Here is a 12,547-nt window from a genome sequence, read left to right on the forward strand (position 1 = left end):
ATAATTCACTTTGTTATTGCTTTTACTAGGTGATGAAAAATGAATTTATCTTTCACTACAAAAAGATTAAATGTGATTGAAATAGACGCAAGCTCGTCAATGGATGAGCATCATCAATTAACGATTGCCTTACCAACGATATTAACCCCTGCTGTAGTTGCAAACTTACCTGGTTATTTTCAGGGGATAGATTCTATAGCTGTTGCTGAAAAGTGGTTGGGTAACATGCTTAACGAGTGCCGCTTATTAATGCTGCAATCTGAACATCAAGAAGTTGTTGGGCTTTTATTTATATATACCGAAAACCATAATGCTCATATTGGTTATTTGTTAGCTGAGCAATATTGGGGGCAGGGTCTTGCATTTGAGTTATTGCAGGGATTTATAAACTTGGCTGATACTCAGCCACACTGGCATAAGCTCATTGCTGGTGTTGATGAATCAAATACACCATCAATTAAACTTTTAAAAAAATTGGCTTTTGAAGAGCAAGCATCTAAGGAAAATGGCATGTTGTTTTATGAATTTAATTTAAACCAAGGCATACAATAATGATAATAACTGCATTTTTAGTTAACTCGTTTAGTGCAAATAATACAGGCGGCAACCCAGCAGGTGTCGTTTTGAATGCAGATAAACTCACAAACGCAGAAAAACTGACTATTGCAAAAGAAATTGGCTTTTCAGAAACCGCATTTGTGGCGCAAGATCATGAAGTTGACTTTGCTGTGTCATTTTTTACGACAACTGAAGAAGTTGATTTTTGTGGCCACGCAACCCTAGCGGTGTTTGCTACGCTCTTCGAACAAAGGTTATTAAAACCAGGTTATTACACTCAGCGAACAAAAGCGGGCTTGTTAGGCGTAACAATCGCCGAAGACGGTCAAGTTATCATGGAGCAAGCCTTGCCAAAATACCTAGGCAACTTTGCTTATGACGACCTTGCAGGCTTATTAGGACTTGATGAAACGACTCTAGCAGAAACAGGCTTGCCAATTGATGTAATAACTACAGGATTGCCAGATATTATAGTCGCTGTGCCGAATGGCTACTTAGATCAAATTGTTATTGATGAGGCAGCGCTTAGCGACTTCTGCCAACAGCATAACGTGATTGGTGTGCATGCCTTTGAATTGTGTGAAGAGCAAAGTGAGCTGACTGCAAGTTGTCGTAACTTTGCGCCTTTGGTTGGTATACCCGAAGAGTCAGCAACCGGTAGCGCCAGTGGCGCGCTTGCATGCTATTTATCAAAACATGTATTTATACAGCAAGAAAACCGTTTTATGTTTGAACAAGGCAGAGCAATGGGGTGCAGTTCACATATTTCTGCCAGTGTTTATTCGGATGAGCAGGGTGTTTATAAGGTTCTTGTAGGTGGCTATGCAAATCACCTAGGTACTCAACAGGTTGTTATTTAAAAACATTACACACAAAAAAGCCGCGTTGTGAACGCGGCTTTTTTACTTAAGCGACTAAATTATTCAACCGCTAAGGTTTTTGCCATATCAGCACGGGCTCTGCCAGCAGGTTTAATTGAACCTGCACGAAGGCCGCTATCTGGAATAGCTACACGCTTGTTATGCGCCATAGCCGCTGGTGTTGGCTCTGGCTCAATATCTGCAACTGGCGTAGGTTTTGCCATTGCAGCGCTTGCTGAACCTTTTACTAAAACAGTCTTTTCATTTTTAGCAGGTTCTACAGCTTTCACTGGCTCTTCAGTTTTCACTGGCTCTTCAGCTTTCACTGGTTCCTCAGCTTTCACTGGTTCTTCAGTTTTAACTGGCTCTTCAGCTTTCACTGGTTCTTCAGCTTGTACTGACTCTTCAGCTTTTACAGGTTCTTCAGCTTTTACTGGCTCTTCAGCTTTTACTGGCTCTTCAGCTTTAACTGGCTCTTCAGCTTTAACTGGCTCTTCAGCTTTAACTGGCTCTTCAGCTTTAACTGGCTCTTCAGCTTTAACTGGCTCTTCAGCTTTTACTGGTTCTTCAGCCTTTACTGGTTCTTCAGCTTTTACTGGTTCTTCAGTTTTCACTGGCTCTTCAGCTTTCACTGGCTCTTCAGCTTTCACTGGCTCTTCAGCTTGCACTGGTTCTTCAGCTTGCACTGGTTCTTCAGTTTTAACTGGCTCTTCAGCTTGCACTGGCTCTTCAGCTTTAACTGGCTCTTCAGCTTTAGCTGGCTCTTCAGTTTTAACTGGCTCTTCAGCTTTTACTGGTTCTTCAGTTTCAGCCTGAGCCTGTTTTGCTTTTAGCTCAGCTTCATATTCAGCAGCAGCTTGATCGGCAACTGGAATAAATGCTGGCGCATCAGCTTTGTCATCACTTGACTTTTCATCATGCTCAGGGCGACGGCGACGTTGACCTGCGGCACGTAAGTGGCGAGGTGAACGACGAGAGCGTGTACGAGGTTGAGCTTGATCTTCATCAGTTGATGATTCAACTACCGATTCAGTTTGCTCAGCTTGTTTAGGCTCAGCGTCAGCTTTTACTGGCTCTGAAGATACTTGCTTTTCAGCAACTGGCTGTTCTGCTTGTTCAGTTTCAACTGCTACTTTTTCTTTTGCAGGCTTGGCTGTTTTTTCAGCTTTAGGTGCTTGCTCAGTTGTTTCAGTCGTTTGTACTGCTTTTGCTTCATCTGCGCTTTCATCTGTTACGCGAACTTTTTTGCGTAAGTTGCGACGTTGACGACGAACCTTAGGTTTAGTTTCCTTTGGTTGCTCAGATTTCGTCTCTGGTGCAGTGTCTTTATTCGTTTGTTCTACATCATCATTACGTTTTTCATTACGTTTTCTGTTGTTAGAATTACGACGACGTTTGTTGCGATTCTCGTTACCTTCTTTTTGCTCAGGCTTATTCGAAGTATTTGTGTTTTCTTCTTTAGCTTGTGCATCGTCAGGACGTTTATTACGAGAGTTGCGACGGCGTTGGTTGTTGCTACGACGACGGTTGTCGTTGTTGCGACGATTATTGCTACGTCTTTGTGCTGCTTTTTTCTCTTCTTGCTCTTTTTCAGCTTCTTCTTCGGCATTGCTGAATAACGACTTGAAGAACTTACCAATTGCAGCAAATAAGCCACCTTCAGACTTTTTAGCCGCAGGAGTCGTTTGCTCAGCTTTTGGTGCAGCTTGAGGTGCAGGTGTAGTAGGCATAACAACACCTTTAAGAACCGGCTCTTCACGAACTGGTGCTGAAGGCGCTTTAGCCATTTCAAATGCTTCTGGCTCAGGAGCAACAACTTGCTCGTAGCTTACTGTTTCGATTGTTTCGTCTTTACGTAAGCGAACTACTTCGTAATGTGGCGTTTCCATGTGTTGATTAGGAATGATCACAACATCAACGTTATGGCGCTTTTCGATGCGTTGAACACTACGACGTTTTTCGTTCAATAGGTAAGCGGCAACAGCCACAGGCACTTGTGCATTTACTTGTGATGTGTTGTCTTTGATTGCTTCTTCTTCGATTAAACGAAGGATAGACAGTGCAATTGATTCGTTAGAACGAATCGTACCTTGACCATTACAACGAGGACATGGACCTTGGCTTGCTTCACCTAATGAAGGGCGTAAGCGCTGACGCGACATTTCAAGCAGACCAAAGCGTGAGATCTTACCAATCTGTACACGGGCACGGTCAGGGCGAGCAGCGTCTTTTAAACGATTCTCTACTTCGCGTTGGTGGCGTGGTGGTGTCATATCGATGAAGTCGATAACAATAAGACCACCTAAGTCACGTAAACGCAATTGACGAGCAATTTCGTCTGCTGCTTCTAAGTTAGTATTAAGTGCTGTTTCTTCGATATCACCGCCTTTAGTGGCTTTAGATGAGTTGATATCGATAGACGTTAGTGCTTCAGTTGGGTCAATTACAATTGAACCACCTGATGGTAAGCGAACCTCACGTTGGAAAGCAGATTCAATTTGGCTTTCAATTTGGTAGTGAGTGAATAGTGGTACATCGCCCTGATAAAGCTTAACGCGGCTCATGAAGTCAGGACGGAAACGCTCAATATGCGCTTTCGCTTCTTCAAATACACGTGCTTTATCAATTAAAATTTCACCAATATCACGACGTAAATAGTCACGGATTGCGCGGAAAATTACGTTACTTTCTTGGTGAATTAAGAACGGAGCAGGGCCGCTATCAGCAGCTTGCTGAATCGCTTGCCAATGCACTAATAGGGCTTTTAAGTCGTACTCTAGTTCTTCAAATGATTTACCAACACCCGCAGTACGAACAATTAAGCCCATGCCTTTAGGTAGTTCTAAACGGCTTAGTGCTTCTTTAAGTTCAGTACGCTCATCACCTTCGATACGGCGAGAAATACCACCGGCACGAGGGTTGTTAGGCATAAGTACTAAATAGCTACCTGCAACGCTGATAAAAGTCGTTAACGCAGCACCTTTTTGGCCACGCTCTTCTTTATCAACTTGCACAATGACTTCTTGGCCTTCTTTGATCACGTCACGGATATTTGGACGACCTTGGAATGTATAGCCTTGTGGGAAGTAGGTGCGAGCTATTTCTTTAAGAGGAAGGAAACCGTGCCTTTCAGCGCCATAATCAACAAAGGCAGCTTCTAGTGACGGTTCGATACGGGTAATTTTACCCTTGTAAATATTTGCTTTTTTTTGTTCGTGACCTGGGCTCTCTATGTCTAAATCATACAGGCGCTGGCCATCAACCAGTGCAACGCGCATTTCTTCTTGCTGCGTCGCATTGATTAGCATACGTTTCATATTGTTACTCTACTAATTCTGTCGCTGACATGACGATATAAACTCGTCTGTTCAGTGGTTTCTGACGGTTGTTTTTGTGCAGTCTCACGACTGGGTAAAGTCAAAACCTGAAGTTGTTTGCTTACATTGAGCATCACTAAGTGTGGCTGACAATAACATGTTCTCACGTTATTAAATTCTTATAGGTGTCAAAACTGCCGCCAATTCTGCGGTTTTAATTTACGAGTTTTGTCCCGAAGTCGACCATGTTCAAATTTTTATTCAATGTCTTGCTACAACAGCTGCTTCTGAATGACGTTGCTACGTCGTCACTATCAGTCAATTTATCTTGTTCAATTGCTTTTTATGTTCATTAATCAACATTCGTGCTCAAATTATTCAGGCAATATATTACGCGCATCGCCGATAATTGAACGCTCGTGTTGGCTGGGTAATTATAAAAGCTTTGGAAAACTTAGCGCGGATCTGTATGATCGGCAACCCAGAATATGCTTCACGAATGTATTAATGTGATAAAAGCACCGTTGTTACTTGCAAACTTTATGTTCGCGACGGTGATTATCCCACTATTACCGTCGCGTTAGCAACTAAATTATTTACTTAAATCAGTGATTAGGCAATGTCAGAAAAAACCGGCTTACAAGTTTCGTTTGTTACCATAGGTGAAGACCATCTAGGTCAACGTATTGATAACTTTCTTATTACTCACCTAAAAGGTGTGCCTAAAAGTGCAGTTTATAAAATCCTTCGTAAAGGCGAAGTGCGAGTAAATAAAAAACGCATAAAACCCGTATACAAACTACAACTAAATGATGTGGTTCGTATTCCACCTATTAAAGTGGCCGAAAAAGAAGAGTTTGTGCCAAAAAAACTCGATAAAGTAAAACAACTTGAAGACGCCATTTTGTTTGAAGACAAGTATTTAATGGTGATCAACAAGCCTTCGGGTATGGCTGTGCATGGTGGCAGTGGCCTAAGTTATGGCTTAATCGAAGCGCTTCGCGTACTTCGCCCTGAAGAGCGTAGTTTAGAGCTTGTACACCGACTAGACCGTGACACATCAGGTTGTTTGCTTATTTCTAAACGTCGTTCAGTGTTAACTGATCTACATAAACAGTTACGTGAAAAAACCATGGAAAAAAACTATTGGGCATTAGTTGATGGTCAATGGGATTCTAAAACGAAAAACGTTACTGAAGGACTTCGTAAAAATACCTTGAAATCTGGTGAGCGTGTGGTTCGTGTTGATAATACCGAAGGTAAACCATCGCACACGCGTTTTCGTGTGCTTGAGCGATATGCTGAGTGCTCATTAGTGCAAGCGTCGCCAGTAACGGGGCGTACTCACCAAATTCGTGTGCATACGCAATGTAAAGGTCACCCAATCGCGTGTGATGATAAATATGGCGTTGTAGAGTTTGATCAATACGTAAATAAGCTGACTGGTTTAAACCGTTTGTTTTTACATGCCCATGATTTACGTTTTATGCACCCTAAAAACGAAACAACCATGCATGTTGAAGCGCCACTCGATAATGCACTTCAAAACTGTATCAAAAAGCTACGTGCCGATAATGAACAAGTTTAAGCTGGTTATTTTTGATTGGGATGGCACTGTGATGGACTCTGTGCCAAAAATTGTTACCTGCTTGCGAAATACTGCGCGAGACTTAGGTATTCCTGTTCCAACAGAGCAACAAGCGAAAGACGTCATTGGTTTGTCGCTGGCAAAAGCCACTGAAGTGCTTTTTCCGGCGCATTTACATTTAAACGACGAACTCGTTGCAGGTTACAAAGCACAGTACCGTGAGTTAGATGTTACACCTACACCTTTATTTAAAGATGTAGAATCCGTTTTAAAGAAGTTAAGTGATGCAGGTATGCAATTGGCTGTGGCTACCGGTAAAGGACGTGAAGGCATTGATAGGCTTCTTAATGAGTCAGGTCTTGGGAAGTACTTTTTGAATGTAAAATGCTCAGATGATGCACAGTCGAAGCCATCTCCAGATATGCTTGAGCAAATATTGCACGAGCAGGGCATAGCAAAAAGTGATGCTGTGATGATTGGTGATAGCCAACTCGATATGGCAATGGCTAATGCCGCAGGTATTGCTTGTATTGGAGTGAGTTTTGGTGCCCATAGCCCGGCGCAGTTGCAACAACATACGCCGTTATGTGTTGTTGATTCATACCAGCAGTTAAAGCAATATTTGCTTTAACTGCTTAGCCAATTTAAACACTAACAACGTAAGCTAATAATCGAGTTTGTACATTTTTGGCTATTGTGTTCAGTAGAACACAATTCCTTTTTAATTTTTCGGTTACAATTCCCAGCTAAATGCGCATTACCACGTGTGTGGCTATCAATCGTTTCAATTTCTTTACTATTTTCCTCAATAAACTTAAGTAGACAATTTGAAATAGCTACATCAGTTAAATCCACCACAGGACTGAATAATAAGTTCATTGCCATACCATCTATAATTGATGCGCCACGGTTTAACTTGTAAGTTAAGTTTAATTTACGAGTACCACCAATATTAAATTCACCATTATATTTCACTTCAAAGTTTAAAAGGTTATCCGAACTTCCATAAACCTTACTAATATAAGAACCTATTTCATTGTGTTGAAGACTTATTTGAAATCCTGAGTCGCCTTTACGTAGTTTTAGCACACTTTCAGTTGTATCAGAGGCTTTAAAGTTATCAAACCAATTTGCATCAAAAAGTTCTTTTTCTATGAATTTTGTTAAATCTTCATGGAGGTTGGTTTGATATTGTTGATTGCCAAAGTAATTAACTGGGTGTAAGGCACAGCTATCTTCGTTATTTGAACTCGTTGAATTAAGCTCAAGCGGACTTTGAATTTTAGAGGATGTTGTGGAAGAACTCTTCGATACTGCGGTTCTGAAATTTCGGTCTATATCGTAAAAAGTTTTTAATAAATCTTTTTCTGAGGTGTTTAATGGCAAGCTTTCGATTGTTGAAATAATCTCATTTTCTTGAGAAGTTGATGAGTTGTTTGTCGCCTTAACATTAAATTTAAAAGCTCTTTTAACTAATGGATTTACTATTATCAAGTTTTTCGATGAAGTATCGCATTTAAGAATAGGCTGACCAAGGTGTAACCTTTCATTAGATGAAGGTTCCCTTTGGCAGTCAGGTTTGACGTGGTGTTCTTTAGCAATTGTTTTGGCTTTTTCATAATTACACGTATTGCATGAGTAAACTTCTAATAACCCTTGTGAGGCATGCATTTTGCTCGTAAACAAACTTAACCCTGATAGAAAAAAGGTTATTAACAATCCTTGTCGAGTCATAAAGCCTTTCCTTTTTAGCTGAATTTTAATCTATGCTATTTAATAGATTTTACTAAGTTTTGTGACATGTCAACACGTCAACACCAAACTCAGCCAGCACTTTAGTTAATGTGATCAGTGGCAGGCCTATCAATGTATTAGGGTCATCGCCACTGAGCTTTTCAAATAAACAGATGCCTAATCCTTCACTTTTAAAGCTACCTGCACAGTAGTATGGCTGCTCTGCATCGCAATAAGCATTGATCTGTTCAAGTGTGAGTGCTTTAAATGTCACATCAAATGGCACCACGGTGGTAATTGCTTTGTCGCTTTGTATATCAAATACACTTAAACCAGTTAAAAAGGTCACTATATGGCCACTAAACGATGATAGCTGCTTAATGGCATTTTCTTTAGTATGAGGTTTACCTAAAATTGTATCGTTGAATACCGCAACTTGATCAGAGCCGATCACCAAACCTTCACTAAAATGTTGTTTGGCAACTCGGGCTTTTTGCTCGCTTAAACGAGCAACTAATTGCTCTGGTGTTTCAGCTGCAATAGGGGACTCATCAATATCTGGAGAAAAACTTTGAAAAGGTAAGTTAAACTTAGTTAATAATTGCTGTCTAAATGGTGAGCTTGACGCTAATATAAGTGTTGGTTTCATAATAAATTCTGGATGAAAATTGTATTTTGCCAAGGATAAGCCACAATGAATCCTAAAACAAAGCAGAAGATCGTTAAAAACCAACCAAAATTGGTTTTTTACTTTGACTAACTTACTAACTATCTATATGATGCAGCCCCTATGCAAAAGGTGAAAATTCCCATCACTCTTCATCCCAGCAAAGCAGCTCAACATCGTTTAACGTATGACGGTATTGTCCCGCTTGAAAAACTTTCTCGTTTAGAGCAAGTTGTGCAGGAGGAAGCAGGTGAAATAGCGGTAAAGATTCATTGCAAAATTGACGAGCAAGGTTTAGTGGTAATAAGTGGTAACTTATCAACACATGTAACTGTAACTTGTCAACGCTGTAATGGAGAATTAGGGTTGGATTTGGAACAAGACTTTGTGTATTCGCCAATTGGTTTGGATGCAGAGTCAGATCATCTACCTGAAGGTTACGATGAAGTAGAGCTGGACGAAAACGGTGAAATCAACGTATTTGAGTTAATCGAAGACGAACTGATTTTAGCTATTCCAATAGTGCCTACACACAACGAAGCTTCATGCAGTTATTCATCAGAGCCTACTAGCTTTGGTAAATTAGCAGCAAAAGATGACAAACCAAATCCATTTGATATTTTGAAACAACTTAAGAAAGATTCTTAGGAGAAGACTAATGGCTGTACAAAAAAGCAAAAAGTCTCGTGCAAGACGCGGCATGCGCCGTTCACACGATGCGATCAGTGGTCCAACTTTAACTGTAGATCAAGTTTCTGGTGAGACTCACCGTCGTCACCACGTAACTGCTGACGGTTACTACAAAGGCGTTAAAGTAATTTCTAACTAAGAGATTGCTATATGCTGACCAATCTAACCATAGCGTTAGATATGATGGGGGGCGATTACGGCCCCCGTTCATCTATCCCCGCTGCCGTGCAAGCGGTAAATGCTAATACCAACTTAAGACTCATCTTATGTGGTAATCAGCAAGTTATTCTAAAAGAACTCGAAGCACTCGATTCTGTTTCACACCCTCGTTTAATTATTCGCCATTGTAGCGAAGTCGTCACAAATGCGTGTGAACCTGCTTCAGCGGTTCGTTCTAAAAAAGATTCATCAATGCGAGTTGCCCTCGATTTAGTTAAATCGGGTGAAGCGCAAGCGTGTGTAAGCTCTGGTAATACAGGCGCGTTATTTTTTATGGCGCATTATGTATTAAAGATGCTTCCAGGCGTAAAACGTCCTGCATTAATCTCTGCTGTTCCAACCGAACGTAAAAACCCTGTTTATTTACTTGATTTAGGTGCGAATGTGCATTGTGATGCGCAAACCCTTTATCAATTTGGCATTATGGGTTCTGTGGTAGCAGGGCAGGCACTTGGGTGTGATAACCCAAGAGTTAGTTTATTGAATATTGGCTCTGAAGACATCAAAGGGCATGAAGGAATAAAACAAGCTGCACAGTTAATGCAGCAGTGTGAATATCTCAACTACACAGGTTACAGTGAAGGTAGTGATATTTTCAGTGGAAAAGCTGATGTTATTGTGTGCGAAGGATTTGTAGGTAATGTGGCATTAAAAACCTGTGAAGGTATTGCCAAACTGATCATGCATAAACTCACCAAAGCCTTACACAAGCATTTCTTATACAAAAGTTTAGCGTTTTTATTGCGTCCAGTGATAAAAAAACTCTACAAGCGGGTGAACCCCGACCAGTATAACGGCGCAAGTCTGGTAGGATTGCGCGGTATTGTTGTTAAAAGCCATGGCAATGCCTCACCAAAGGCGTTTCATGCTGCTATTGATGAAGCCGCGCGGGAAGTCGAACGCCAACTCCCTGAAAAAATCGCTGCGATTTTTGAGCAAACACATCCAACAACAAAGTAGTGCAGCATATCTTAAACTTGTTATGCTGCCTGCTACAGAATATTTTTTTGTTTAATTATAAGAGCAAAGTATGGCACATAAAATTGCACTCGTATTTCCAGGTCAAGGCTCACAAACTGTGGGCATGTTATCTGAACTATTAGCTGATTCACAAATTGCTAAAGCAACATTCGCTGAAGCATCTGAAGCTCTTGGCTATGATCTAGCTGCACTTGTACTAAATGGTCCAGAAGAAGAATTAAATCAAACCCATCGTACACAACCAGCACTTCTTACTGCTAGTGTTGCTATTTACCGTCAATGGTTAGACGCAAACCCTGATGCCGATGTTGTTATGGCTGGTCACAGTTTAGGCGAGTATTCAGCATTAGTTTGTGCTGGCGTTGTAAGCTTAAGCGAAGCCGTTAAACTAGTAGAAAATCGTGGTTTATATATGCAAGAAGCAGTACCTGCGGGTGTTGGTTCTATGGCTGCAATCATCGGCTTAGGTGACGACGAAATCAAAGCAGCGTGTGAAGCATCAGCAAATGGTGAAGTCGTTTCACCAGTAAACTACAACTCACCAGGTCAGGTTGTTATTGCCGGCCACAAAGCGGCAGTTGAGCGTGCATCAGAAGCATGTAAAGAAGCAGGTGCTAAACGTGCTTTACCACTCGCAGTAAGCGTACCTTCTCACTGTGAACTAATGAAACCAGCTGCTGAAAAATTAGCTGCTGATTTAGCGGCTTTAACATTTAATACACCTCAGTGTGATGTAATCAACAACGTTGATGTAAAAGCTGAGCAATCAAGTGAAGCAATTAAAGATGCATTAGTACGCCAACTTTACAGCCCGGTACGCTGGACTGAAACTGTACAAGCATTAGTTGCGCAAGGTATCACACAAAGCTATGAGTTTGGCCCAGGTAAAGTATTAACGGGTCTTGCTAAACGAATTGATAAAGCAATGGTATGTGGTGCGGTTAATACGCAAGCTGCTATTGATGAAGCGAAATAAGTAGGAATAGAATGACAAATTTATTTTCTCTTGAGGGCAAGGTTGTCCTAATCACTGGTGCAAGCCGTGGTATTGGTAAAGCGATTGCAAATACGCTAGTTGCACAAGGTGCAAAAGTAGCCGGCACTGCAACAAGCGAATCAGGTGCTGCTAAAATCAGTGAATACCTGGGTGACAACGGTAAAGGTTATGCCCTTAACGTTACAGATCCTGAATCGATTGAGGCGACACTTGCTGCGATCAAGGCTGATTTAGGCGATATCGACGTATTAGTTAACAATGCGGGTATTACTCGCGATAACTTATTAATGCGTATGAAAGACGGTGAGTGGGATGACATCATCGACACGAACCTAAGCTCAATTTTCCGTTTATCTAAGGCTGTTTTACGCCCTATGATGAAAAAGAAAAATGGCCGTATCATTAATATCGGTTCTGTTGTGGGCACTATGGGTAATGCGGGTCAAGCTAACTACGCTGCAGCGAAAGCGGGTGTAATTGGTTTTACTAAGTCATTAGCACGCGAAGTTGCATCACGTGGTATCACAGTGAACGTTGTTGCACCTGGTTTTATCCAAACAGATATGACAGACGAGCTGACTGAAGACCAAAAAGCAGCTACGCTTGCAAATGTACCTGCAGGGCGTTTAGGCCAACCTGAAGAAATCGCTGCTGCGGTATGTTATTTAGCATCTGACGCTGCTGCGTATGTATCAGGCGAAACATTGCACGTAAATGGCGCGATGTACATGGTTTAATGAAAGTTAGCAAAAATTTGCTAACGAAAGATTATCGAAAATTGTTGAAATTTTTGTGATCTTGCTTTAAACATACTTGAATTCGCTATGAAAATAAGCGATAAATGAACAAATACTATTCGAGAGGTTTGACCAGATAAGTAATTATCAGCAAATCCTTGAATCACAGAATTATGCGGCGTAAACTACGCCGCAATCT

At 41.2% G+C, this 12,547-nt stretch carries 12 protein-coding genes; 9 read left to right on the forward strand and 3 right to left on the reverse strand.

The genetic code is table 11. The features are described from left to right. Nucleotides 1-39 precede the first annotated feature (39 nt). On the forward strand, nt 40-552 hold the full coding sequence (locus J8Z28_RS08365; RefSeq protein WP_055198665.1) for a GNAT family N-acetyltransferase: 513 nt from the start codon (nt 40-42) through the stop codon (nt 550-552). Then, on the forward strand, nt 552-1,418 hold the full coding sequence (locus J8Z28_RS08370) for a PhzF family phenazine biosynthesis protein (protein ID WP_250660297.1): 867 nt from the start codon (nt 552-554) through the stop codon (nt 1,416-1,418). The genes J8Z28_RS08365 and J8Z28_RS08370 overlap by 1 nt, the downstream gene beginning before the upstream one ends. Before the next feature lie 59 nt (nt 1,419-1,477). Here J8Z28_RS08370 and rne read toward each other — a convergent pair whose 3' ends face one another. Then, nucleotides 1,478-4,735 carry a ribonuclease E gene (rne, locus tag J8Z28_RS08375; protein ID WP_250660298.1) on the reverse strand — a complete coding sequence of 1,086 codons (3,258 nt, stop codon included), beginning with the start codon at nt 4,733-4,735 and terminating at the stop codon, nt 1,478-1,480. Between the two features lie 619 nt (nt 4,736-5,354). Here rne and rluC point away from each other — a divergent pair. Together rluC and J8Z28_RS08385 are read left to right on the forward strand one after the other, a co-directional pair. Continuing rightward, nucleotides 5,355-6,323: a 23S rRNA pseudouridine(955/2504/2580) synthase RluC gene (rluC, locus tag J8Z28_RS08380; RefSeq protein WP_250660299.1), complete on the forward strand. Its 969-nt coding sequence runs from the start codon at nt 5,355-5,357 to the stop codon at nt 6,321-6,323. Then, nucleotides 6,310-6,954: an HAD-IA family hydrolase gene (locus J8Z28_RS08385; protein ID WP_250660300.1), complete on the forward strand. Its 645-nt coding sequence runs from the start codon at nt 6,310-6,312 to the stop codon at nt 6,952-6,954. The genes rluC and J8Z28_RS08385 overlap by 14 nt, the downstream gene beginning before the upstream one ends. A 20-nt stretch (nt 6,955-6,974) precedes the next feature. Here the strand turns inward: J8Z28_RS08385 and J8Z28_RS08390 are convergent, their stop codons facing one another. Beyond that, nucleotides 6,975-8,057, reverse strand: coding sequence for a hypothetical protein (locus tag J8Z28_RS08390; protein WP_250660301.1), 1,083 nt, complete (start codon nt 8,055-8,057; stop codon nt 6,975-6,977). Nucleotides 8,058-8,109: 52 nt separating this feature from the next. Further along, nucleotides 8,110-8,706 carry a Maf family protein gene (locus tag J8Z28_RS08395; RefSeq protein ID WP_250660302.1) on the reverse strand — a complete coding sequence of 199 codons (597 nt, stop codon included), beginning with the start codon at nt 8,704-8,706 and terminating at the stop codon, nt 8,110-8,112. A gap of 141 nt (nt 8,707-8,847) precedes the next feature. Between J8Z28_RS08395 and yceD the strand changes: the two genes are divergently transcribed. From yceD to fabG, 5 genes are all read left to right on the forward strand, one after another. Further along, nucleotides 8,848-9,372 carry a 23S rRNA accumulation protein YceD gene (gene yceD, locus J8Z28_RS08400; RefSeq protein ID WP_054554711.1) on the forward strand — a complete coding sequence of 175 codons (525 nt, stop codon included), beginning with the start codon at nt 8,848-8,850 and terminating at the stop codon, nt 9,370-9,372. Nucleotides 9,373-9,382: 10 nt separating this feature from the next. Further along, nucleotides 9,383-9,553 carry a 50S ribosomal protein L32 gene (rpmF, locus tag J8Z28_RS08405; RefSeq protein ID WP_036967969.1) on the forward strand — a complete coding sequence of 57 codons (171 nt, stop codon included), beginning with the start codon at nt 9,383-9,385 and terminating at the stop codon, nt 9,551-9,553. A gap of 11 nt (nt 9,554-9,564) precedes the next feature. Continuing rightward, nucleotides 9,565-10,593, forward strand: coding sequence for a phosphate acyltransferase PlsX (gene plsX, locus J8Z28_RS08410; protein ID WP_054554712.1), 1,029 nt, complete (start codon nt 9,565-9,567; stop codon nt 10,591-10,593). Nucleotides 10,594-10,663: 70 nt separating this feature from the next. After that, nucleotides 10,664-11,590 carry an ACP S-malonyltransferase gene (gene fabD, locus J8Z28_RS08415; protein WP_250660303.1) on the forward strand — a complete coding sequence of 309 codons (927 nt, stop codon included), beginning with the start codon at nt 10,664-10,666 and terminating at the stop codon, nt 11,588-11,590. Between the two features lie 11 nt (nt 11,591-11,601). After that, nucleotides 11,602-12,348, forward strand: coding sequence for a 3-oxoacyl-ACP reductase FabG (gene fabG, locus J8Z28_RS08420; protein ID WP_054554714.1), 747 nt, complete (start codon nt 11,602-11,604; stop codon nt 12,346-12,348). Nucleotides 12,349-12,547: the final 199 nt, after the last annotated feature.

It is taken from the genome of Pseudoalteromonas sp. SCSIO 43088 (genome assembly GCF_023650795.1).
Classification (GTDB): domain Bacteria; phylum Pseudomonadota; class Gammaproteobacteria; order Enterobacterales; family Alteromonadaceae; genus Pseudoalteromonas; species Pseudoalteromonas shioyasakiensis.

What these genes read in the sequence shown, in the direction of transcription:
- J8Z28_RS08390 (WP_250660301.1), bottom strand. Translation starts at nt 8,057, where the DNA reads ATGACTCGACAAGGATTGTTAATAACCTTTTTTCTATCAGGGTTAAGT.
- fabG (WP_054554714.1), top strand. Translation starts at nt 11,602, where the DNA reads ATGACAAATTTATTTTCTCTTGAGGGCAAGGTTGTCCTAATCACTGGT.
- J8Z28_RS08370 (WP_250660297.1), top strand. Translation starts at nt 552, where the DNA reads ATGATAATAACTGCATTTTTAGTTAACTCGTTTAGTGCAAATAATACA.
- J8Z28_RS08385 (WP_250660300.1), top strand. Translation starts at nt 6,310, where the DNA reads ATGAACAAGTTTAAGCTGGTTATTTTTGATTGGGATGGCACTGTGATG.
- J8Z28_RS08395 (WP_250660302.1), bottom strand. Translation starts at nt 8,706, where the DNA reads ATGAAACCAACACTTATATTAGCGTCAAGCTCACCATTTAGACAGCAA.
- rpmF (WP_036967969.1), top strand. Translation starts at nt 9,383, where the DNA reads ATGGCTGTACAAAAAAGCAAAAAGTCTCGTGCAAGACGCGGCATGCGC.
- rluC (WP_250660299.1), top strand. Translation starts at nt 5,355, where the DNA reads ATGTCAGAAAAAACCGGCTTACAAGTTTCGTTTGTTACCATAGGTGAA.
- rne (WP_250660298.1), bottom strand. Translation starts at nt 4,735, where the DNA reads ATGAAACGTATGCTAATCAATGCGACGCAGCAAGAAGAAATGCGCGTT.
- plsX (WP_054554712.1), top strand. Translation starts at nt 9,565, where the DNA reads ATGCTGACCAATCTAACCATAGCGTTAGATATGATGGGGGGCGATTAC.
- J8Z28_RS08365 (WP_055198665.1), top strand. Translation starts at nt 40, where the DNA reads ATGAATTTATCTTTCACTACAAAAAGATTAAATGTGATTGAAATAGAC.
- yceD (WP_054554711.1), top strand. Translation starts at nt 8,848, where the DNA reads ATGCAAAAGGTGAAAATTCCCATCACTCTTCATCCCAGCAAAGCAGCT.
- fabD (WP_250660303.1), top strand. Translation starts at nt 10,664, where the DNA reads ATGGCACATAAAATTGCACTCGTATTTCCAGGTCAAGGCTCACAAACT.